Source organism: Arthrobacter zhaoguopingii (genome assembly GCF_009828605.1).
Classification (GTDB): Bacteria; Actinomycetota; Actinomycetes; order Actinomycetales; family Micrococcaceae; genus Arthrobacter_D; species Arthrobacter_D zhaoguopingii.
This window is the reverse complement of sequence record NZ_WIAE01000006.1, coordinates 53316-74513: the sequence shown is the minus strand read 5'-3', so window position 1 is coordinate 74513 and position 21198 is coordinate 53316. Positions and strand designations below refer to the sequence as shown.

General features: G+C 68.4%; 25 protein-coding genes. 13 read left to right on the top strand and 12 right to left on the bottom strand.

Going from position 1 to position 21198, the window contains the following annotated elements:
• Window positions 1–31: 31 nt before the first annotated feature.
• Entirely contained in the window at window positions 32–391 is a 360-nt protein-coding gene (locus GVV77_RS09970) for a hypothetical protein (protein WP_159617968.1), read from the bottom strand.
• An 89-nt stretch (window positions 392–480) separates the two neighbouring features.
• On the opposite strand from GVV77_RS09970, the gene GVV77_RS09965 reads away from it, so the two are divergent.
• Window positions 481–1155: a winged helix-turn-helix transcriptional regulator gene (locus GVV77_RS09965; protein WP_159617967.1), complete on the top strand. Its 675-nt coding sequence runs from the start codon at window positions 481–483 to the stop codon at window positions 1153–1155.
• Between the two features lie 44 nt (window positions 1156–1199).
• On the opposite strand, the gene GVV77_RS09960 is transcribed toward GVV77_RS09965, so the two are convergent.
• Window positions 1200–1880: an SDR family NAD(P)-dependent oxidoreductase gene (locus GVV77_RS09960; RefSeq protein ID WP_159617966.1), complete on the bottom strand. Its 681-nt coding sequence runs from the start codon at window positions 1878–1880 to the stop codon at window positions 1200–1202.
• Between the two features lie 102 nt (window positions 1881–1982).
• Here GVV77_RS09960 and GVV77_RS09955 point away from each other — a divergent pair, with 102 nt between their 5' ends.
• From GVV77_RS09955 to GVV77_RS09940, 4 genes are all read left to right on the top strand, one after another.
• Window positions 1983–2834 carry a helix-turn-helix transcriptional regulator gene (locus GVV77_RS09955; protein WP_159617965.1) on the top strand — a complete coding sequence of 284 codons (852 nt, stop codon included), beginning with the start codon at window positions 1983–1985 and terminating at the stop codon, window positions 2832–2834.
• 68 nt (window positions 2835–2902) lie between these two features.
• On the top strand, window positions 2903–4186 hold the full coding sequence (locus GVV77_RS09950) for a magnesium transporter MgtE N-terminal domain-containing protein (protein ID WP_159617964.1): 1284 nt from the start codon (window positions 2903–2905) through the stop codon (window positions 4184–4186).
• The gene (locus GVV77_RS09945; protein ID WP_159617963.1) at window positions 4179–4778 is read left to right on the top strand and encodes a DUF1003 domain-containing protein; all 600 of its coding nucleotides are present in this window, start codon (window positions 4179–4181) and stop codon (window positions 4776–4778) included. The genes GVV77_RS09950 and GVV77_RS09945 overlap by 8 nt, the downstream gene beginning before the upstream one ends.
• The gene (locus GVV77_RS09940; RefSeq protein WP_246199745.1) at window positions 4775–5896 is read left to right on the top strand and encodes an Mrp/NBP35 family ATP-binding protein; all 1122 of its coding nucleotides are present in this window, start codon (window positions 4775–4777) and stop codon (window positions 5894–5896) included. Before GVV77_RS09945 ends, GVV77_RS09940 begins: the two co-directional genes overlap by 4 nt.
• Before the next feature lie 79 nt (window positions 5897–5975).
• On the opposite strand, the gene GVV77_RS09935 is transcribed toward GVV77_RS09940, so the two are convergent.
• Both GVV77_RS09935 and sigE read right to left on the bottom strand, forming a co-directional pair.
• Complete coding sequence (locus GVV77_RS09935) at window positions 5976–6359, bottom strand: sec-independent translocase (protein ID WP_159617962.1); 384 nt, start codon at window positions 6357–6359, stop codon at window positions 5976–5978.
• Between the two features lie 54 nt (window positions 6360–6413).
• Window positions 6414–7037 (bottom strand): RNA polymerase sigma factor SigE, encoded by a 624-nt coding sequence (gene sigE, locus GVV77_RS09930; protein WP_159617961.1) that lies wholly within the window; start codon window positions 7035–7037, stop codon window positions 6414–6416.
• A 251-nt stretch (window positions 7038–7288) separates the two neighbouring features.
• On the opposite strand from sigE, the gene GVV77_RS09925 reads away from it, so the two are divergent.
• Complete coding sequence (locus tag GVV77_RS09925) at window positions 7289–7927, top strand: O-methyltransferase (protein WP_159617960.1); 639 nt, start codon at window positions 7289–7291, stop codon at window positions 7925–7927.
• Between the two features lie 55 nt (window positions 7928–7982).
• On the opposite strand, the gene GVV77_RS09920 is transcribed toward GVV77_RS09925, so the two are convergent.
• The 5 genes from GVV77_RS09920 to GVV77_RS09900 all read right to left on the bottom strand — a co-directional run bounded on the left by GVV77_RS09920 (window position 7983) and on the right by GVV77_RS09900 (window position 11375).
• Complete coding sequence (locus GVV77_RS09920; RefSeq protein WP_081737717.1) at window positions 7983–8150, bottom strand: DUF3117 domain-containing protein; 168 nt, start codon at window positions 8148–8150, stop codon at window positions 7983–7985.
• Window positions 8151–8327: 177 nt separating this feature from the next.
• Window positions 8328–9548, bottom strand: a complete 1221-nt coding sequence (locus GVV77_RS09915; RefSeq protein WP_246199744.1) for a hypothetical protein — start codon at window positions 9546–9548, stop codon at window positions 8328–8330.
• A complete protein-coding gene (locus tag GVV77_RS09910) occupies window positions 9545–10162 on the bottom strand; it encodes a DNA-3-methyladenine glycosylase I (RefSeq protein WP_159617959.1) in 618 nt (205 codons plus the stop codon). The genes GVV77_RS09915 and GVV77_RS09910 overlap by 4 nt, the downstream gene beginning before the upstream one ends.
• Window positions 10159–10512, bottom strand: coding sequence for a DivIVA domain-containing protein (locus tag GVV77_RS09905; RefSeq protein ID WP_246199743.1), 354 nt, complete (start codon window positions 10510–10512; stop codon window positions 10159–10161). Before GVV77_RS09905 ends, GVV77_RS09910 begins: the two co-directional genes overlap by 4 nt.
• A 53-nt stretch (window positions 10513–10565) precedes the next feature.
• Complete coding sequence (locus GVV77_RS09900; RefSeq protein WP_159617958.1) at window positions 10566–11375, bottom strand: LOG family protein; 810 nt, start codon at window positions 11373–11375, stop codon at window positions 10566–10568.
• Between the two features lie 116 nt (window positions 11376–11491).
• On the opposite strand from GVV77_RS09900, the gene GVV77_RS09895 reads away from it, so the two are divergent.
• The 4 genes from GVV77_RS09895 (at window position 11492) to GVV77_RS09880 (ending at window position 14817) form a co-directional block, all read left to right on the top strand.
• On the top strand, window positions 11492–12268 hold the full coding sequence (locus GVV77_RS09895) for an amino acid ABC transporter ATP-binding protein (protein ID WP_159617957.1): 777 nt from the start codon (window positions 11492–11494) through the stop codon (window positions 12266–12268).
• A gap of 65 nt (window positions 12269–12333) precedes the next feature.
• Complete coding sequence (locus GVV77_RS09890) at window positions 12334–13188, top strand: glutamate ABC transporter substrate-binding protein (protein ID WP_159617956.1); 855 nt, start codon at window positions 12334–12336, stop codon at window positions 13186–13188.
• Between the two features lie 76 nt (window positions 13189–13264).
• Entirely contained in the window at window positions 13265–13942 is a 678-nt protein-coding gene (locus GVV77_RS09885; RefSeq protein WP_159617955.1) for an amino acid ABC transporter permease, read from the top strand.
• Complete coding sequence (locus tag GVV77_RS09880) at window positions 13939–14817, top strand: amino acid ABC transporter permease (RefSeq protein WP_159617954.1); 879 nt, start codon at window positions 13939–13941, stop codon at window positions 14815–14817. Before GVV77_RS09885 ends, GVV77_RS09880 begins: the two co-directional genes overlap by 4 nt.
• Before the next feature lie 148 nt (window positions 14818–14965).
• Here GVV77_RS09880 and dapE read toward each other — a convergent pair whose 3' ends face one another.
• Window positions 14966–16060, bottom strand: coding sequence for a succinyl-diaminopimelate desuccinylase (gene dapE, locus GVV77_RS09875; protein ID WP_159617953.1), 1095 nt, complete (start codon window positions 16058–16060; stop codon window positions 14966–14968).
• Between the two features lie 33 nt (window positions 16061–16093).
• Between dapE and dapD the strand changes: the two genes are divergently transcribed.
• Window positions 16094–17071 (top strand): 2,3,4,5-tetrahydropyridine-2,6-dicarboxylate N-succinyltransferase, encoded by a 978-nt coding sequence (gene dapD / locus GVV77_RS09870; RefSeq protein ID WP_159617952.1) that lies wholly within the window; start codon window positions 16094–16096, stop codon window positions 17069–17071.
• A 6-nt stretch (window positions 17072–17077) separates the two neighbouring features.
• A complete protein-coding gene (locus GVV77_RS09865; RefSeq protein WP_159617951.1) occupies window positions 17078–17944 on the top strand; it encodes a hypothetical protein in 867 nt (288 codons plus the stop codon).
• Between the two features lie 77 nt (window positions 17945–18021).
• On the opposite strand, the gene GVV77_RS09860 is transcribed toward GVV77_RS09865, so the two are convergent.
• The gene (locus GVV77_RS09860; protein ID WP_159617950.1) at window positions 18022–18633 is read right to left on the bottom strand and encodes a hypothetical protein; all 612 of its coding nucleotides are present in this window, start codon (window positions 18631–18633) and stop codon (window positions 18022–18024) included.
• Between the two features lie 124 nt (window positions 18634–18757).
• Here GVV77_RS09860 and galE point away from each other — a divergent pair, with 124 nt between their 5' ends.
• Window positions 18758–19771 carry a UDP-glucose 4-epimerase GalE gene (gene galE / locus GVV77_RS09855; RefSeq protein ID WP_159617949.1) on the top strand — a complete coding sequence of 338 codons (1014 nt, stop codon included), beginning with the start codon at window positions 18758–18760 and terminating at the stop codon, window positions 19769–19771.
• 103 nt (window positions 19772–19874) lie between these two features.
• On the opposite strand, the gene GVV77_RS09850 is transcribed toward galE, so the two are convergent.
• Window positions 19875–21158 (bottom strand): citrate synthase, encoded by a 1284-nt coding sequence (locus GVV77_RS09850; protein WP_159617948.1) that lies wholly within the window; start codon window positions 21156–21158, stop codon window positions 19875–19877.
• Window positions 21159–21198: the final 40 nt, after the last annotated feature.

Sequence of the window (21198 nt, the reverse complement as noted above, 5' to 3'; positions counted from 1 at the left end):
AGGTTCCGGCGGGCCGGGACGGCGGTTCAGCCTAGGCGGCGTGCGCGAACGCCCGGTCGGAGGGGACGGCGTTTTCGCCGGCAGCGAGCGGAGTCAGCAGGAGTGAGGCCTGCTCCTCGGTGAGCAGCTCAGGACAGCTGAGCGCGAGGTGGGCCACCGCGAGGGCGGCAACCATCCAGTAGGTCCCCTCGACCCGTCCCATGGTGCGGGTGACCAGTGCCCGCAACGACGGCATGTCGACACGGTCCGTCCGGGAGGCAAGCCGCACCACCGTGCTGTGGAACGAGGTGTGGGACTGGACCACCTCATAGCTTGCGGCCGCGGCCTGAAGACGCTCCGGCGTCCACTCGATTCCGAAGATCCGGTCCAGCGGTGCAGCTGACTTCTCCATAATTCGCCTTCCGTGCAACGTTGATCCTGTTGCAGGATCACAGAATTTTATTTCCATACCAACCCGTGCAGCTGCGATATAATTCCTTCATGGCACAGCGAACTTATGACGACTCGTGCGGAGCGGCCCTCGCGATGGATGCGGTCGGCGAGCGTTGGTCGATGCTGGTGGTCCGTGAGCTCCTGCTCGGACCCAAGCGCTTCAGCGACCTGCGCGCCGGCCTGCCGAACGCCAGCCCGAATGTCCTGAGCCAGCGGCTCAAGGAACTTGAGGCCTCGGGCCTGCTTCGGCGTGTGAAGCTCGGGCCCCCGGCAAGCGTCTCGGCCTATGAACTCACCGACAGCGGGCACCAACTCGAACCGATCCTCCTTGAGCTCTCGCGATGGGGATCGAGGATCTCGCACCGGCCGGAGAAGGGCATGAGCACCGACGCTTTCATGCTGATGCTCAAGGCCCTCTACTTTCCGCCCGAAGGAGCCCGCTTCGACGCGAGGATCCGGATCCGGGTCAACGGGGACCAGTTCACCGTGGTGGTGACCCCCCAGGCCATCGACGTCAGCCGGTCCGGCGCGGGAACCGTCGACGTGGAGGTGACCGGGGATGTCCTGGCCCTCTGGGACCTGATTTTCAGCGGCGAGACCGTGCCCGACGCGCTCGAGTCCGAACGGATCGCCGTGGCGGGCGACGCCGGGCTGGCTGCCGAGTTCTTCACCCTGTTTTCCGTCGCCCCGCCGGCGGTGCTCTCACCCGTGCCGGTGGGCTGACGCAGGCCCTCCCCGTCGACGGGACCGCACCGCACGTTGGGCCGTCAGTAGTTAATACGTCCGTGGCGGTTGTGAAATTCCCCGGTGGGTCCTTCGGGGCCGATGAGGGCGAGTGCGACGGTCGCATCGGTGCCCTCGGTCACCGTCTGGCGGCCGCCGTGTCCGTTGAAGTCGGTTGCGGTGTATCCGGGGTCGCTGGCGTTGATGCGGAACCCGGGCAGGTTTTTGGCGTACTGCACGGTCAGCGTGATGACCGCGGCTTTCGATGCCGCGTAGGGGATCGCCGGTACGGCGTGCTCATCGGTTCCCCCGGTGGTCAGGTATTTGGGCCAGCCCACTCCCGAGGCAACGTTCACGATGACCGGGTGTCCCGAGCGGCGCAGCAGCGGCAGCACGGCCTGAGTGGTGCGGACAATGCCCAGCACGTTGGTATTGAGGACATCGAACATGGTGTCCGTGGTGAGGTCATCGACGCCAAAAGAAGCCCCGAGGATCCCGGCATTATTGACGAGCACGTCCAGCGCCGGCAGTGAGTCCATGGCGGTGTCGATGCTGGCCTGGTCGGTGACGTCAAGCTGCACGAGGTGGGCGCCGAGGGCCCGCGCGGCGCCGCCGTTGGCGGTGTCGCGCATGCCGGCATACACGGTGTGGCCGGCCTCGATGAGGCGGCGGGCGGTTTCAAGTCCGAGGCTCTTATTGGCCCCTGTGATCAGTGTGGTTGTCATGCATCCATCGTGGGCCCCGCCGGGCCGGGCCCCAAGGTACCGCTCGACGGTAGGACCGGCAGTACCACCCACAATCTCCACGGTAGGAGCAGGATAGGTAACGTGAGCGAATTTGCGACTGTCCTGAGGTCCTGGCGGGACCGAACCACTCCCGCAGAGGTCGGGCTGCCCCCGGGATTGGGCCGCCGAAGCACGGGGTTGCGCCGGGAGGAACTGGCCATCCTGGCGAACGTGAGCGTGGACTACCTGGTGCGGCTTGAGCAGGGCAGAGCGAAGAACCCGTCCCCGCACGTCCTGGCGGCGCTGGCGGTCGCACTCCGGCTGACAGTGAGCGAACGGGACCACCTTTACCGGGCAGCCGGCGCCGCAGCCCCTTCTGCCCAGGTGGTGCCGCGCCATATAACCCCCGGCGTGCAGCGCATCGTCGACCGCCTCAATGATGTGCCGGTCGCTGTCTTTACTGCTGCTCACGACATCCTCCTGTGGAATCCCCTCTGGGCGGCGCTGATCGGAGATCCGTCCACACTCTCGAAAGCCGATCGCAATCTGGTCTGGCGGCACTTCACCTCGGGCCACCCTGGAGTAACCTTCGACACCCAGCACGAAGCGGATTTTGCAGGCGATCTCACGTCCGACCTGCGCGCAGCGGTAGGCCGGTACCCCCAGGACGCCGCACTCACCCAACTCGTGTCACGGCTGTCCGCCACGTCACCGGAGTTTCGACGCCGCTGGGCCGAAGCCCGCGTCGCGGAGCACCGGTCCAGCCGCAAGACGATCGCGAATACTCCCGTGGGCCCGATCACCGTCGACTGCGACGTCCTGAGCGCACCAGGCAGTGACCTAAGGATCGTCGTCTACACAACGACGCCCGGCAGCACCGATGACGACAAACTCAGACTCCTGCGCGTCACCGGCCTCCAGCGCTTCTCGACAGTGGGAACTGACCCCGGCTGAACAGCCCCGGCACCGGTGAAACCGTCACCGAATACACCGGATCCCGCTCCGCGAAGTAGCCTTGCCTTGTGAGTACCAATCCAACCCGCGTCTTTGTGGCCCGCCTCCTTGGCCTCGACGTTTTCGACCCCCTGGGCGATCGTCTGGGCCGGCTGCGTGATGTCGTGGTGCTCGACCGCGGCGCCCTGAAGGAGCCGCAGGTCGTGGGCATCGTCATCGAGGTTCCGGGCAAGAAACGCATCTTCGTGCCCATGACCCGGGTCACCTCGATGGATACCTCGCAGATCATCTGCACGGGCCTGGTCAACCTGCGCCGCTTCGAGCAGCGGGGGGCGGAACTGCTGGTGGTCGGCGAGCTGTTCGACCGGAGGGTCACCCTGCAGGACGGCTCCGGGGACGCCGTCATCGAAGACATCGCCATGGAGAAGAACAGGGCCGGGGACTGGCACGTCTCCCAGCTGTTCATCCGGCGCGGCGGGCCGACCTCGGCCCTGCGGAGCCTGCGCAGGAGCGGCGAGCGCCTGATCATCAACTGGCTCGACGCCTACCACGGGGCCACGAACGAACCGCAGGGGGCCTCGCAGTTCGTCGCCCAGCACGAGGACCTCAAGGCCGCCGACTTCGCCGAGGCCCTCCACGAGATGAGCAACAAGCGCCGCCTCGAGGTGGCCGGCGAGCTTCAGGATGACCGGCTTGCCGACATCCTCCAGGAGCTGCCCGACGACGACCAGGTCCAGATCCTCTCATCGCTCAATCGCGAACGGGCCGCCGACATCCTCGAGGAGATGGACCCCGACGACGCCGCGGACCTGCTCAATGAGCTCCCGGAGGCCCAGAAGGAGGAACTGCTCCAGCTGATGGAGCCGGAGGACGCCGACGACGTGCGCCGCCTGCTCGAGTACGAGGAGGACACCGCCGGCTCGCTCATGACCACGGTGCCGGTCATCCTCCCGCCCGAAGCCACGGTGGCCGAGGCGCTGGCGCACGTCCGGCGCGAGGAACTCACCCCGGCGCTCGCCTCGTCGATCTTCGTGTGCCGCCCGCCGCTGGAGACCCCGACCGGGCGTTACCTCGGCGTGGTGCACATCCAGCAGCTGCTGCGTTTCCCTCCGCCCGAGCAGTTGGGCAACATCCTCGATGCGGACCTCGAGCCGGTCAGCGACCAGGCCAATGTCAGCGAGGTCTCCCGCATCCTCGCGACCTACAACCTCAACTCGCTGCCGATTATCAACAAGGAGGGCCGCCTGGTAGGTGCGGTGACGGTGGACGACGTGCTCGATCACCTGCTGCCGGACGACTGGCGGGCCCAGGACGACGCACGCGCGCTACGTCGGGGAGGAACAAATGGCTGAGAGAATCCGCTCGACCTCGACCGGTCTTGACACCCCACGGGAGAGCCGCAAACGGGTGTTCCCCCGGCTGCGTCCCAACCCGGACCGGTTCGGCAGCGCCACCGAGAACTTCGCACGCTTCATGGGAACCCCCCAGTTCCTCTTCTATATGACGGTGTTCTGCGTGCTCTGGCTGGTCTGGAACACCTGGGGACCCGAGAACGCCCGGTGGGACAGCGCGGCGCTGGGCTTCACCGCCCTGACGCTGATGCTGTCCCTGCAGGCCTCCTACGCGGCCCCCCTGCTGCTGCTGGCGCAGAACCGGCAGGACGACCGCGACCGGGTGTCGCTGCGTGAGGACCGGCACCGGGCCGAACGGAACCTGTCCGACACCGAATACCTGACCCGTGAGATCGCCGAGCTGCGCATCGCCATCCGCGAGGTCGCCACCCGCGACTATGTGCGTTCGGAGCTCCGCTCGGCACTCGAGGAACTGCTTGAGGCAGCGGACGGCCAGGAGCCGACCCTTTCGAAGAAACCGCGGAGGAAGCCGTCGGATAACACCATGAGCCTGCCCCGGGTCGCCCCGCCAATCGGAAGCGACAGCCAGTGATCACTGAGGCAGCAGTGCTCACGGCACTCGGCTCGGTGCTCGACCCCGAACTCCGCCGGCCCATCACCGACCTCGGGATGGTCGAGGCCGTCGAGGCCCCCGGCGACGGCACCGTGACCGTTCGTGTCCTGCTGACCATCGCCGGGTGCCCCCTTTCCACCACCATCACCTCGGACGTCGAGGTGGCCCTGGCGGGACTGTCCGGCGTCGAGCGCGTGCGCGTCGAACTCGGTGTGATGAACCAGGACCAGCGCGATGAGCTGAAGGCCAGGCTCCGCGGTCCGGGCGGGGCCCGGGGCATCCCCTTCAATGAGGAAGGGTCCCTGACCCGCGTCTACGCCGTCGCCAGCGGCAAGGGCGGGGTCGGTAAGTCGACCGTCACCGTCAACCTCGCAGCCGCCATGGCCGCGCAGGGACTGCGGGTGGGCATCATCGACGCGGACGTCTACGGATTCTCAGTGCCGGCGCTGATGGGAATCACCCAGCAGCCGACGAAGGTCGATGAAATGATCCTGCCTCCCGTGGCCCACGGGGTGAAGGTGATCTCGATCGGCATGTTCGTCAGCGGCAACCAGCCCGTGGCCTGGCGCGGACCGATGCTCCACCGTGCCCTCGAGCAGTTCCTGACCGACGTCTATTTTGGCGACCTCGATGCGCTCTTCCTCGACCTGCCCCCGGGCACCGGGGACATCGCGATCTCGGTGGCGCAGCTGCTGCCGCGCTCCGAGCTGCTCGTGGTCACCACCCCGCAGAGTGCGGCGGCGGATGTGGCGGAACGAGCCGGGGCGATGGCCGCACAGACGGGCCAGAAGGTGGCCGGGGTGATCGAGAACATGTCCTGGCTCGAACTGCCCGGCGGCGGGCGGCTCGAGCTGTTCGGCGCCGGCGGCGGCGCTACCCTCGCCTCCCGGCTCACCGACACCCTTGGCACCGACATCGGGCTGCTGGGCTCGGTGCCCGTCGAGGTGGCCCTGCGGGAGGGCGGCGACGCGGGCCTGCCCATCGTCCTGACCGGGGAGGACTCCCCCGCGGCCGCTGAACTGAGGAAGGTTGCGGACGGACTAGCGCACCGCCCACGCGGGCTCTCGGGAACCAAGCTGACGCTCTCCCCGCGCTGAGCCCGGTCCTCACCAGACCCCCGGCGGGCCTGAAGGTCCAGGTCGCTTGGTTCAGGTTGCTCGGTCCAGCGTGCTCGATCTAGGTCGCCTCGGCGTCATAGGGGGCCGCCTGCCCGGCGGACAGCCGGGCCGCCTGAGGCGCGCTGCGGAGTTCTGCAGGGGCGACGGGTGCGGGCGCGCCGCTGCTGACGGGCTTGAGGACGTCGTCGAAATCTTCGAGGAGCGCTTCGCGGATGATCCGCCGGGGATCGTACTGGCGGGGGTCGAGCTTGCGCCAGTCGACCTCGTCCAGCTCGGGGCCCACTTCCTCACGCAGCTGCTCACGGGCGCCGGTGGCCATCCTCCGGAGTCCCTTGACGAGCCGGGCGAGCTGGGAGGCGTACTCGGGGAGGCGCTCCGGGCCGAGGATCACAACGGCAAGCAGCGCCAGAACGACAAACTCGAGACCGTTGATTCCCAACACGAGAAAAGACTACCTTCCTGGGCCGCACCCGGACCATTTGGTCCGACGCAGGGCCTAGCCGACGCCGGCGATGCGCGGGATCGACAGGGCCGGCCTCCGCGGAGCCCGGTGGGCAAGCTTCTCCCGGAGCATGGTGCGCCCCCGGTGGATGCGCGAGCGTACGGTTCCGAGTTTCACCCCGAGCACCGCGGCCACCTCGTCGTACGCCAGCCCCTCAAGGTCGCAGAGCACGACGGCGGCCCGGAAGTCCGGGGGCAGTTCCTCGAGCGCGGACTGGACATCGATGTCGAGGTTGTTGAACTCGTAGCTGCGCTCGGGGCCGGGATGGCCGCTGGGGAGCCTGCTTTCGGCCTCCTCGGTGAGCCCGTCGAACCGGATGCGGGTCTTGCGCCGCGCCTGGTCGAGGAAGAGGTTCGTGGTGATGCGGTGCAGCCAGCCGTCGAGGGTGCCCGGCTTGAAGTTGGCCAGCGAGCGGAAGACCCTGACGAACACCTCCTGTGTGAGGTCCTCGGCGTCGTATTTGTTGCCGGTGAGCCGGTACGCGAGCCGGTACACCTTCGGTGAGTAGTTGGTGACGACTTCCTCCCAGGACGGCGCAACCCACTCACTGTCGCCCGTGCCGGCTTCGGCCGGAGGGATCGCCGGCCCCGCGGCCGCTGCCGCCCGTACTGTAGACATCAGTTTCCTCTTCCCGCCGTCGAACTGTTCCCGCTCCGGGCTGCTGCGAGCTGAAAATGCAGCCAGAAGGAGTTCGACGCCGTACGTGCGTTGGATGTCCCGGAAAGAAAATACTTTCGCATCAAGCTGGGAGCACGCTGATAAAAGCAGGTGCGTTGGATGGACACCGGTGCGCGCCCCGAGGGGCATTAACAGTAGGGTTGAAGCGGGGTGGGGGCCCGAACCAGAAATCACCGACAGAACGGACACCGATGGCCGCGGATAAGCAGAGCAGCTGGTCCTACACCGAAGGGCTTCCGGAGGAGGACGACGTCCTCCTGCGCGCCCGGGACCGATCCCACGAGCTCGGAGTGACCCCCGTGTCACCGGGTGTGGGAGCAGCGCTGACGGTGCTTGCCGCGGGGTCCAAGGCGCAGACCGCCGTCGAGGTCGGCGCGGGCGCCGGGGTCTCGGGCGTGTGCCTGCTGCGCGGGCTTGGCCGCAGCGCCGTGCTGACCACCATCGACTCCGACGTCGACCATCTGCGCACCGCCCGGGAGGCCTACGCGGAGGCGGGGATCCCCGCCAACCGCACGCGCACCATCTCCGGGCGAGCCGCCGATGTGCTCCCCCGGCTGACCGACGCCGCCTACGACCTTGTGTTCATCGACGCCGACAAGCCGAATCTTCCCCTGTACGTGGATCAGGCCATCCGGCTGCTGAAGCCCGGCGGAATGCTCATCGTCAATGACGCGCTCGATGCGGACCGCGTGGCCGAACCGGCCGTACGCGAGGCCTCGACCAATACGCTGCGCCAGATCGGCAGGACCGTCCGGGAGCACGAGAAGCTCCTGTCGGCGCTTCTGCCGACGGGATCGGGCCTGCTGCTCGCGGTGAAACGCCAGGCCTGACCCGGCCGGCCGGGCGGCCGGGCGGCCCGACGCGGCGCGGCCCGACACGGCGGACTCAGCCGGTGACGGTGAGCAGGCAGTCCTTAAGTTTTCCGGCTTCCTCCGCGTTGAGCTCGACAACGAGCCGTCCCCCACCGTCGATCGGGACCCGCATGATGAGGCTGCGCCCCTCCTTGGTGACTTCCATCGGTCCGTCGCCGGTTCGCGGTTTCATGGCAGCCATAAGGAGTGTCCCTTTCAACAGTGCGCTGCCGGATGAGGGCCGCGCGTCGGTAAGCGGTGTGCGCGGAACGCACCCCCTGAGAGAGAAGCGCGCCGATACACGTCATCACCAAACATTATCCAGCACAATCGCGCGCAGGGACTAATTCAGTGCGGTGCGGATCACAGTGTCGCGCCCTCAGGGGGGGAAGTCGCTGGTACCCCCGGAGGGGTTCCACATCCACAACAGGGCGATCCAGACGGCCTGCAGCAGCACCGACACGCCGAGGACCGCGCACCGGGCCGGCGTGGACCGAACGGCGAAGACGGCGGCCAGCGCGAGGGGAAACAGCGGCAGCAGGATGCGGTAGGTGCTGGTCTGCGGGTTCCAGAACGCGGCAAGGTACAGCAGGTAGGAAGCGCACCACCAGACGGGCACCCGCCCGAGGCGCCGCACCGGCTCCAGCCGCAGGAGCAGGACGCACGCGGCCGCGGCTGCCAGCACCGCCACCGGCCCACCGACGGGCCCGAGCAGGTTCGTCCCGGCCTGCAGCCATGGCAGGAAGGGCGCCAGGTGCGATCCCCGCCAGGCTGTCTCGGTCTCCACGTAGGCGTCGAACCGCCCGGTCACCGCCCATGCCGTGGCGGGCCAGCAAAGCGCCGCGGCACCCGCGGCCAGCGTCAGCACCGCGAGCCGGGCCACGGCCGGACCGGGGGGCTCCTCCCGGGACGGGCCGGCAGGCCTCCGCCAATACCTCACCGCCGCCCGGACCAGCAGGGCAAAGACGAGCACCGCGAACGGAACACCCGCCGGCCGGGCCAGGCCCATCACCAGGACCACCGGGACCGCGCCGAGGTAGCGGCCCGTCGCCACCAGATAGAGCGCCAGCACCAGCAGTAGCAGGTGGAGCGACTCCGCATACGGAACCTGGAGGACCGGCGCCACCGGCAGGAACGCCACGAACGCCACGCCCCACAGCGCTTCCCGATGGGCGGCGGCCAGGCGGAAGAGGCGGTAGAGCATCAGGGCGGCGGCGAAGCCGCAGGCGGTGGCCACGGCCGGGGCCAGGACATTCCAGCCGCCTCCGGTCAGGACAGTGAGCAACCGGACCAGTGCCGGGAAAAGGGGATAGAACGCCCACTGGTTCTGGAGCACGGACCCGTCCTCGGCGCGCGGCAGAACCTCGGGATATCCCTCGTCGTAGATCCGCCGGTACCAGCCGCTGTCCCAGAATTCGACGAAGGACAGGTAGTTCGGGGAGGCCGGCCCCCAGGGGCTGGCCGACTGGCGGGAGGCCGCAGCGGTGAGCAGGGCAGCGGAGACGGCACGGGCTGCGCCGAAGACAAGAAGGACCTGCACCGGCCAGGGCCACCGGAGCAGTGCTCCGCGCCTGCCGCCCTGCAGTCCCGGGCGCGTCACGGCACCGGCGCCGCCGCGCCGTCCGGCCCACCGGCGGCGGTTTCCGCGCGCACCCAGCAGGAGGCGAGATGGTCGTTCACATAGCCGGTGGCCTGCATCATGGCGTAGGCCGTCGTGGGCCCGACGAACCGGAAGCCGTGGCCGCGGAGTGCCTTCGCGAGCGCCGTCGACTCGGCGGTGATCGCGGGGACCTCCTGCAGCTCCACCGGCGCCGGGCGCGGGGCGGGCCGGTGGGCCTCGAGCAGACCGGCGAGGCTCACCTCCGGGGGCAGGGCCGCCAGCGCCCGGGCGTTCGCGATGGTGGCCAGGATCTTGGCCCGGTTGCGGACGATCCCGGCGTCGGCGAGCAGCCGGGCGACGTCCTCGTCCGTGAAGGCCGCGACCCGGGACGGCTCGAACCCGGCGAAGGCCTCACGGAAGGCGGGGCGCTTGCGCAGGATGGTGATCCAGCTCAGCCCGGACTGGAAGGCCTCGAGGCTGAGGCGTTCAAACAGGGCAGCCTCGCCGTGGACCGGCCGGCCCCACTCCTCGTCGTGGTATCGCTCGTACTCGGCGCTGGAGACCGACCACCCGCAGCGCAGCTTCCCGTCGGAGCCCGCGGCGGCCGGTGTCACGGCTGTGCCCCGCCGTGGCCGGCGGGACCCTGGGAGCTCCGGCGCAGAGCCTCGATCTGGGCGTCCCGATCCGCGAGCGCCCCGGCGAGGGAGTTCAGGACCTCATGCACCTGGTCGGTGCGGTAGCCCCGCAGGGCCCTCCCGAACCGGATCGCGGTGACGTCCTCGGCGGCCGGGGTGTCCGGCAGCAGGATCGGCGGCAGCACCGGAAGCTGCCCGGCAAGGCCCGGAAGCACCCAGCCGGGGCGGGCGGACCGGCGCAGCGCGGTTCGCCCCTGCGGGAGCCGCCAGGCCGCGGCGGCCGTACCGGCCAGCAGGGCCACAGCGACGAGGACGAGGAAGATACTCACAGTGCCATCGTGCCAGAAAGCCCTCCGGCACCGGCAGCGGTTCTCGCCCGGCCTTACGGCGCGGTGTGGGTCTTGGTGTCGGCAATGACGAAATTGACGGCTTCCTCGGCGGTGTCGACGAGGTGCACCAGGCCCAGGTCCGCTTCGGCGATCATGCCCTCGGCGAGCAGGGTGTTCTTCACCCAGTCCCACAGCGGGGTCCAGTAGTCGATGCCGATCAGCACGATGGGGAACGAGGTGACCTTGCGGGTCTGCACGAGGGTCATGGCCTCGAAGAGCTCATCGAGGGTGCCGAAACCGCCGGGCAGCACCACGAACCCCCGCGCGTACTTCACGAACATCGTCTTGCGGGCGAAGAAGTACCGGAAGTTGATGCCGAGGTCGACCCACTCGTTCATTCCCTGTTCGAAGGGAAGCTCGATCCCCAGCCCGACCGACATGCCGCCGGCCTCGCAGGCGCCCTTGTTCGCGGCCTCCATAGCGCCCGGGCCGCCACCGGTGATCACCGCGTAGCCGGCACCGACGAGCCGCCGGCCCACCTCCTCGCCCACGGCGTAGAACCGGGAGTCCCGCGGCGTCCGCGCCGACCCGAAGACGCTGATCGCGGGGCCGAGTTCGGAGAGGGTGCCGAAACCTTCGACGAATTCGCTCTGGATCCGCAGCACCCGCCACGGATCGGTCTTGGTGAACATCGGCTCTTCCTCGGCGTCCAGGAGGAAGCTGTCCGACTGCGGCTCGGCCGCCTGCCCCCGGCGCAGTTCGACCGAGCCGCGTCGTCGGGGCTCTCCCCCGGGAGCCCGTGAAGGCACCTGGCGGGAGGGTGTGCTGGCGTCGGCGTCGGAGTCGCGGTTCAGGTGAGGCATCCTCCTAGGCTAACCGCCCGGCCCGCCGTTCGGGCTTTGGTTGCTCTTGAATCACAATTCCTCCTTTTGGGCGCGCTTGTATTGCCAGAGGGCATTCGTTCGCTAGATTCTTCTGCATGACAAGCGAACCGCAGCCGTCCACGTCCGCGTCTTCTGCGCACCCTCTCGTCTCTCTGAAGAAGGTCAACAAGCACTACGGTCCCCTGCACGTCCTCAAGGACATCGACCTTGAGGTTGCCCGCGGCGAGGTCGTCGTCGTGATCGGCCCGTCCGGTTCCGGAAAGTCGACCCTGTGCCGGGCCATCAACCGCCTGGAGACCATCGACGACGGCGAGATCCAGGTCGATGGCAAGGTGCTGCCCGCGGAGGGCAAAGCGCTGGCACGGCTCCGCGCCGACGTGGGAATGGTCTTCCAGTCCTTCAACCTCTTCGCGCACAAGTCCATCCTTGAAAATGTGACCCTCGGGCCGGTCAAGGTCAAGGGCATGAAGGGCGGCGAAGCGAAGGAGCTTGCCCTGTCGCTGCTCAAGCGTGTGGGCGTCGACAACCAGGCCGACAAGCTGCCCGCCCAGCTCTCCGGCGGCCAGCAGCAGCGGGTGGCGATCGCCCGGGCGCTGGCGATGAAGCCCAAGGTGATGCTGTTCGACGAGCCGACCTCGGCGCTGGACCCCGAGATGATCAACGAGGTCCTCGACGCCATGGTTTCCCTCGCCAAGGAGGGCATGACGATGATCGTCGTCACCCATGAGATGGGCTTCGCCCGGAAGGCCGCCGACCGGGTGGTGTTCATGGCCGACGGGCAGATCGTCGAGCAGGCAACCCCCGAAGAGTTCTTCACCAACCCCAAGAGCGAACGGGCCAAGGACTTCCTTGGCAAGATCCTCGCCCACTAGAGTTCCACGACTTACCCATACCGCATCGTCAAGGCCTCACAAGGGCCGCAACGCAAGGAGAAATCATGCGAAAGACCCGTTATGCAGCCGCTATGGCAGCGGCAGCAGCACTCACCCTCTCGGCCTGTGGAGGTGGCGGCGGCAATGAAGGAGGCGGCGGCGGCGAAACCGGCGGCGCCGGCGAGGGCGGCGGCGAGACCGTCAAGATTGGCATCAAGTACGATCAGCCCGGCCTGGGCTTCGACGAAGGCGGCTCGTACTCGGGCTTCGACGTCGATGTCGCCAAGTACGTCGCCGGGGAACTCGGCTACGCCGAGGACCAGATCGAGTTCGTCGAGGCCCCCTCGGCCAACCGCGAAAACCTGCTCTCGAACAACCAGGTCGACATGATCTTCGCGACCTACTCCATCACCGATGAGCGCAAGGAGACGGTCGACTTCGCCGGACCGTACTTCATTGCCGGCCAGGACCTCCTGGTGCCGGTGGACAGCGACATCGCCGGGCCCGAGGACCTCGAGGGCAAGAACCTCTGCTCGGTCACCGGTTCCACGTCGGCGCAGAAGATCAAGGATCAGTACCCCGGAGTCAACCTGGTGGAGCAGCCCGGCTACGCCGAGTGCGTCAGCGTGATGGGCGGCGGCCAGATCGACGCCGTCACCACCGATGACATCATCCTGGCCGGCCTGGCCGCCCAGGAAACCAACGCCGGCCAGTTCAAGGTCGTCGGCAACCCCTTCTCCGAAGAGCGCTACGGCGTCGGCCTGCCCAAGGGCAGCGACATGTGCGAGGACATCAACGCCGCGATCACCAAGATGATCGAGGAAGGTGCCTGGGAAGAAGCCATTGAGGCCAACACCGAAGGTGCGGATTACAGTTACAACGAGGAACTGAACCCGCCGGAGCCGGAAGACTGCGCCTGATCACCTCCCTCTATTGGTGGGGCGGCCGATCCCGGCCGTCCCACCAATGCATGTCCCCCAACGAATGAGGTGAACCGTGGATAATTTCCTGACGCTCTTCGAGACCTACAACGTCCCGGCGGCCTTCTGGGTGAACATCCAGCTGACCTTCTGGGCCGCTGTGTGGTCCCTGGTGCTCGGCACCCTGCTGGCGCTCATGAGAATTTCCCCGATCCCCAGCCTCCAGTGGCTGGGCGCTGCGTACGTCAACATCTTCCGCAACACTCCCCTGACGATCATCATCGCCTTCGGGGTGCTCGGTCTCTTCGGGCAGCTCCAGGTGTCCCTGACGGACGACTTCAACCTGAACTTCTTCCGCCTGGCCATCCTCGGGCTCACGGTCTACCACGCCGCCTTCGTCTGCGAGGCGATCCGCAGCGGCGTCAACACCGTCCCGCTAGGGCAGGCCGAAGCCGCCCGGGCGATCGGGCTCAGCTTCCTCCCGGCGGCCCGCCTGATCATCCTCCCGCAGGCCTTCCGGGGAGCCATCGCCCCCCTGGGCAATGTCCTGATCGCGCTGATCAAGAACTCGACGGTGGCGGCGGCCGGCTCGGTCGCGGCCGAGGCTTCGAGCCTGATGAAGACGATGATCGAGTTCCGCGGCGACCTGGTCATCCCGATCTTCTTCACGTTCGCCATCGGCTTCGTGATCCTCGTGATCCCGGTCGGACTCCTCACAACCTGGGCCTCCAGGAGATTGGCGGTGGCCCGATGAGCGCCCAGAACGTCCTCTTCGACGCCCCCGGCCCCAAATCGCGGCGCAATATCTTCATCGGCAACATCATCGGGGCGCTGCTCATCGCAGGGCTCCTCGCCTACGTGGTGTTCCTGCTCGGCGGGAAGGGACAGCTCGCGGCCGGCAAGTGGACGCCCTTCCTCGAGGGACGCACCTGGGAGTTCTTCCTGCTGCCCGGCCTGCTGAGCACGCTGAGGGCGGCGGCCATCGCCGTCGTCACCTCGGTCCTGTTCGGGCTGATCTTCGGCCTCGGCCGGCTCAGCCACGTGAAGCCCATCCGCTGGTTTGCCGGGCTCGTCGTCGAGTTCTTCCGGGCCGTGCCCGTCCTGCTGATGATGATCTTCCTGTGGCTGGCCCTCGGGCGCTCCAACCTCGTCGAGAACGCCCCCTTCTGGGCCGTCGTGATCGCCCTGACCCTCTACAACGGCTCGGTCATCGCGGAGCTGATCCGCTCCGGGGTGCAGGGCCTGCCCAAGGGCCAGCGCGAGGCGGGCCTGGCGATCGGCATGACCCAGATGCAGTCTTTGCGCACCATCGAGGTGCCCCAGGCGCTCATCGCCATGCTGCCCGCGCTGGTGAGCCAGTTCGTCGTCATCCTGAAGGATTCGGCGCTGGGTTACATCATCGGCTTCCCGGAGCTGCTGCAGAACGCTCGACGGCTCGGGGTCGGTGAGGGCAACCTCCTGCAGTCCCTCCTCATTGCCGCCGTGATTTTCATCATCATCAACTTCGCGCTGTCGTCCCTCGCGACGAGGCTCTCCACGCTGCTGAGCTTCCGCAGCAAGGGCACGGCACGTGATGACAAGCAGGACGGGGTGATCGCCGCGGAGCCCGAGGGCACCCTCTCCCGCTGAGTCCTACCGGGCTTCTGCCCGGACGACGATGATCACGCAGGACAAAGGGCCCCGGTCAGCTCGGCTGACCGGGGCCCTTTCCGATGGGAAACCCGAAAGCGGGAGCACCGCCCCGGGCGGTCCGCTGCCGTTGACGTTCCGCCGCGGATCAGCGGGAGAGCCAGGTGGTCAGCACGCGCAGGCACTCGCGCACCTCGCCGGCGTACACGTGCTCGTCGTCGCTGTGGGCCAGCAGGGCGTCGCCGGGCCCGAAGTTGACCGCGGGGATGCCCAGTTCGCTGAAGCGCGCAACGTCCGTCCACCCGTACTTGGGCTTCGGCTCGGCACCGACAGCGGCCACGAAGCTCGCCGCGGCCGGATGCTGCAGTCCCGGCCGCGCGCCGGCCGCGGCGTCGGTCCGCTCGATCTCGAACCCCTCAAGCACCCCCCGCACATACTCTTCGGCCTCGTCGGGGCTCTTATCCGGGGCGAAGCGGTAGTTCACCTCGATGACGGTGCGGTCGGGGATGACGTTGCCTGCAGTGCCGCCGCTGATCAGCACCGCGTTGAGGCTCTCGCGGTAGTCAAGCCCGTCCACCGGCACGGTCGCCGGCTGGTGCTCCCGCAGCCGCACGAGTACCTCTGCGGCCTTGTGGATGGCGTTCTCCCCGCGCCAGGCGCGGGCCGAGTGGGCGGCCTTGCCGGTGGTGGTGACATTGAAGCGGGCCGTGCCGTTGCATCCGCCCTCGACGGTGCCCGCGGTGGGTTCGAGGAGCACGGCGAAATCGGCACTCAGCCACTCAGGGTAGCGCTCGGCCAGCCGGCCCAGGCCGCTGAGCGAGGCCTCGACCTCCTCGTGGTCGTAGAAGACATAGGTGACGTCGCGGACCGGGTCCGTCAGCGTGGCGGCGAGCGCCAGCTGGACCGCGACGCCGCCCTTCATGTCGGTCGTCCCCCGGCCGAACAGCACCTCGCCGTCCCACCTGCCCGGGACCGTCGCCCGCGCGCCCGCCGCGGTGGGCAGGGGCACCGTATCAAGGTGGCCTGCCAGGATCACTCGCTCGCTGCGGCCCAGGGAGGTGCGCGCGATCAGCGCGTCGCCGTCCCGTACCACCTCGAGGTGCGCAAGGCCCCGCAGGGCTTCCTCCACCGCGTCGGCGATGGCGCGCTCCTCGCCGGAGACGCTGTAGATGTCAACGAGATCTGCTGTCAATTGGGCAACATCGACGCCGAGATCGAGGCGCCGCAGGCTGGGCTGAGTCATTTTCCCACCCTATCCCTCGGTAGACTTCTGCCCATGACCCAGAGCGCAGATCATTCCCCCACGCCCGCGCCCGGCGCACGGACCGCTTTTGGCCTCGGCCTCGCCACCCTCGCCGCCGACGGCAGCGTGCTTGAGGTGTGGTTCCCGGCCCCCCGGCTCGGGGAGGCCGAGGATCAGGAATCCGACCGGGCCCTGCGGAGCGAACTGGAGGCCCTCGCCGGGGCGGGCGCCGATCCGGTGCGCCGGACAACGAGCGCGCTGGTCTCCCCCTCGATCGACCTCGGCGCCCCGCCCGCCGACGCCGTCGACGCGTACCTGCGCCTGCACCTGCTCTCGCACCGGCTGGCCACCCCGAACAGCATCAACCTCGACGGCATCTTCGGTCTCCTGGCCAACGTCGTCTGGACGAACCACGGGCCCTGCGCCGCCGCGGACTTCGAGGGCGTGCGCCTTGCCCTGCGGGCTCGCGGCCCGGTGAGCGTCCTGTCCGTCGACAAGTTCCCGCGCATGGTCGACTACGTGGTGCCCACAGGCGTACGCATCGCCGACGCCGACCGGGTGCGGCTGGGAGCGTACCTTGCAGAAGGCACGACGGTCATGCACGAGGGCTTTGTGAACTTCAATGCAGGCACCCTCGGCACCTCGATGGTCGAGGGACGCATCTCCGCCGGCGTTGTCGTCGGCAACGGCTCCGACATCGGCGGCGGAGCCTCGATCATGGGGACGCTCTCCGGCGGCGGCACCCAGAAAATCACCATCGGCGAGCGCTGCCTGCTCGGCGCCCAGGCCGGGGTGGGCATTTCGCTGGGCGACGACTGCGTGGTGGAGGCCGGGCTCTACCTGACGGCCGGCACGAAGGTCACCCTGCCCGACGGCAGCACCACGAAGGCCGCAGCCCTGTCCGGGGAACCGGGCATCCTCTACCTCCGCAACTCAACCACCGGCGTCGTCGAGGCCCGCCCCCGCCGCGGCGAGGGCATCGCCCTCAACGCCGCCCTGCACGCCAACTAGCAGAGCATGCCTGCCACCGGCCCCTCGCGGGCAGTCCTCAGGCGCAGGAGGATCGGAGCCGCCGCGCTGCTCGCCGTCGTCGGCGGAGGCGTGTGGGCGGCGGCCGCTCAGTTTGAGCCCCCGGAGGTCCTCCGCACCGAACGGTGCACCGCCACTGTAGGCTCCGACAGCTATGACCTCACACCGGTGCAGGCGCAGAACGCCGCCCTGATCGCCGGGGTCGCCGTGGTCCGCGGTCTGCCCGCGCGGGCGGCCTCGATCGCGATTGCCACCGCAGTGCAGGAGTCCCGGCTCGAGAACATCGACTACGGCGACGAAGCCGGACCCGATTCGCGAGGGCTGTTCCAGCAGCGGCCCTCCCAGGGCTGGGGCACCGAGGCGCAGGTGATGGATCCCCTGTATGCGGCGGGCGCGTTCTACGACGCGCTGGTGCGCATCCCGGGCTACGAGACGCTGCCCATCACCGACGCCGCCCAGCGCGTCCAGCGCAGCGCCTACCCCACCGCCTATGCCGACCACGAACCGGAGGGACGGGCCTTCGCCTCCGCGCTGACCGGACAGTCCCCGGCCGCCCTGACGTGCGTGCTGCGCAAGGCCTCCGCCCCGGGCGATCCCGCCGCCGTGGCCGCGGCCGCCGAGCGGATCTTCGGCCCCCTCGGCGGTGTGGCCGACGGCAACGCTCTGGTGGTTCCGGCCACCGAGCCCGGGGGCTGGACCACCGCATCCTGGGCCGTGGCCTCGGCCGACGCCCTGTCCATCACGGAGGTCTCCTTCGCCGGCCAGGTGTGGACCCGCGCATCGGGCGAGTGGAGCCCCTCCCCTACCGACGCGGGAAACCTCACCATCACCGTCGCCGGCGATCCGGCCTCCTGAGGAGGACTCCCGGACCGGCGCCTCGAACCCGCGCCCCGGCCTTGAACCTGCCCCTGGCCCTAGCCCTAGCCCTAGCCCTAGGCGAGCATCTTGATGACCGGCTCGACATAGCTGCGCAGGGCCCCCTCGTCCTCGCACAGGTCCTGGCACATCAGCAGCCGGTCCGGCTCCACCCACCACGCCCGCCGCGCGCCCAGCGGGAGCTCGACGACGTCGAGGGTGAAGCCCCGGGCGCTGCGCCCCAGCTCGAGTTCGCGCTCCTGCACGAGGACGTCCAGCAGCGCTTCGAGCCGCTCCCCCCGGGCGCCGGCGTGAAGGGCGTACTCCGCCCGGCGTTCCTCCGCCCACTCGATCGCGGAACCGAAGTGCGCCTGCGCCACCCGCTGCAGGGCCGCCATGCCGTCGAGCTCGTCAAACTCGGGCGGGATCGGCAGCGACGCCCCGGCAAGGTCCCCGCTGACCAGCCGGTGCCACCAGGCCTCCCACTCGACCCGCAGCGTCTCGGTTCCACCGGCCTCCTCGACCGGCCGGCCCAGCATTGATGCACGGACGGCGGGGCGGACCGCCGGGAGGCAGGGCTGGCCGATCCCGCGCAGTCCTGAGCAGTCACGGAGGTACAGTGCAACGAGCAGGACCTCCGAGGTATCGACGCTGAAGCGTCCGCCGTGCCGGGACGGCTGGTGCGTCATAGGCCTCCTTCGACCGATGTGCTGCTCCAAGAGTAGACCTGACTTCCCCGCCGCTCCAGAGCCTGAGGGTGCACCCGGTGCCCCGCTTTCCTGCTTCGGCCCGCGGGCAAACTAGAGTGGAGGCATGAAGATTCTCGTTACCGGTGGAAGCGGTTATATCGGCTCGCACACCGTCCTTTCCCTGCTCGAGGCCGGCCATGAGGTTGTCGTGATCGACAACCTCTCGAACTCGACGGAGACGTCCCTGCAGCGCGTCCAGAAGCTGGCCGGGCGCCCCCTGCGGTTCCACAAAGTGGACCTGCTCGACGAGCCGGCCCTGCGGGCGGTTTTCGCGGAGGAAGCGGTCGAGGCGGTCATCCACTTCGCCGGGCTGAAGGCCGTCGGAGAGTCGGTGGAGAAGCCGCTGACTTACTATCACAACAATGTGGGCGGCACCCTGAACCTCCTGCGGGTCATGGACTCCTACGACGTCCGGACGCTGGTCTTCAGTTCCTCGGCCACCGTCTACGGCGCATCCGAGCAGGTCCCGCTGATTGAAAAGATGCCGCTGGACGCGGTGAACCCGTACGGGCGGACCAAGGAGCAGATCGAAGACATCCTCTCCGACCTCGGCGCCGCCGACGGCCGCTGGAACATCGCCCTGCTCCGCTACTTCAACCCGGTGGGCGCGCACGAGTCGGGGCAGATCGGCGAGGACCCCACCGGGATCCCCAACAACCTGCTGCCGTTCGTGGCGCAGGTGGCGGTGGGCCGGCGGGAGAAGGTGCGGGTGTTCGGCAACGACTACCCCACGCCCGACGGCACCGGGGTGCGCGATTACATCCACGTCGTCGACCTCGCGGCAGGGCACCTTGCCGCTCTGAAGTACCTGACCGATCACCGCGGGGTGTACCGGTGGAACCTGGGCACCGGGAAGGGCTCCTCGGTCCTCGAGGTGCTCGAGGCCTTCTCGAAGGCCTCGGGGCGCGAAATCCCCTACGAGTTCGCTCCGCGCCGGCCCGGAGACGCCGCGGTGAGCTACGCGGACCCGTCGGCCGCGATGGCCGACCTCGGCTGGTCGGCGCACCGGAACCTCGACACCATGTGCGAGGACCACTGGCGCTGGCAGAAGAACAACCCTCAGGGTTACAACGGCTGACCAGCCTTTTCTGGACCGACTCGGGAACCGACGAAGGCGGCCACCCACCGACAGGTGGGTGGCCGCCTTCGTTATAAACGGTCCGGCCGTGCCGGCCGCGCGGCTAGCGCACGGGGTAGTTGCGCTCCGGGGAGCCCGTGTACAGCTGGCGGGGCCGGCCGATCTTCGTCTGCGGGTCCTGCATCATTTCGCGCCACTGGGCGATCCAGCCCGGGAGGCGTCCGATGGCGAAGAGCACAGTGAACATCTTCTCCGGGAAGCCCATCGCCTTGTAGATCAGGCCGGTGTAGAAGTCCACGTTCGGATAGAGCTTGCGCTCGATGAAGTAGTCATCCGCCAGGGCCTTCTCCTCGAGGCGCATCGCGATATCGAGCAGCTCGTCGTTGCCGCCGAGCTTGGAGAGGATATCGTGGGCGGTGGCCTTAACGATCTTCGCGCGGGGGTCGTAGTTCTTGTAGACGCGGTGCCCGAAGCCCATGAGCTTCACACCGTCTTCCTTGTTCTTGACCTTCTCCATAAAGTCCTCGGGCTGCATGCCCTTGGCCTTGATGTCGCGGAGCATATTCAGCACGGCCTCGTTCGCGCCGCCGTGCAGCGGACCGAACAGGGCGTTGATCCCGGCGGACACCGAAGCGAACATGTTGGCGTTGGAGCTTCCCACCAAGCGCACCGTGGAGGTCGAGCAGTTCTGCTCGTGGTCCGCGTGCAGGATCAGGAGAAGGTCGAGGGCCTTGGCCACCATCGGATCGACGTCGTACGGCTCGGCCGGCAGCCCGAAGGACAGGCGCAGGAAGTTCTCGACGAGGTTCATCGAGTTGTCCGGGTACAGCATGGGCTGGCCGATTGACTTCTTGTGGGCGTAGGCGGCGATCACCGGGAGCTTCGCCATCAGGCGGAAGGTCGAGAGCTCCACCTGCTCGTCGTCGAACGGGTCAAGCGAGTCCTGGTAGAAGGTCGAGAGCGCCGACACGGCCGAGGAGAGCACCGGCATTGGGTGGGCGTCGCGGGGGAAGCCGCCGAAGAAGCCCTTGAGCTCCTCGTGCAGCAGCGTGTGGCGGCGGATCCGGCCGTCGAACGCCGAGAGCTCCTCCGGGGAGGGCAGGTTGCCGTAGATCAGAAGGTAGGAGACTTCGAGGAAGCTCGAGTTCTCGGCCAGCTGCTCGATCGGGTATCCGCGGTAGCGCAGGATGCCTGCATCGCCGTCGATGTAGGTGATCGCCGACGCGGTCGCGGCGGTGTTCATAAAGCCCGGGTCGAAGGTGACGTGCCCGGTCTGCTTCAGCAGCTTCGAAATGTCGAAGCCGTGGTTGCCCTCAGCCGCAGCCATCGTGGGCAGGCTGAGTTCACTGCCGTTGAAGTGCAGCGAGGCACCGTTCTGCTCGGTCATTGACTCTCCTTCAGGAGCTGGGGTGGAACCATCACAACGA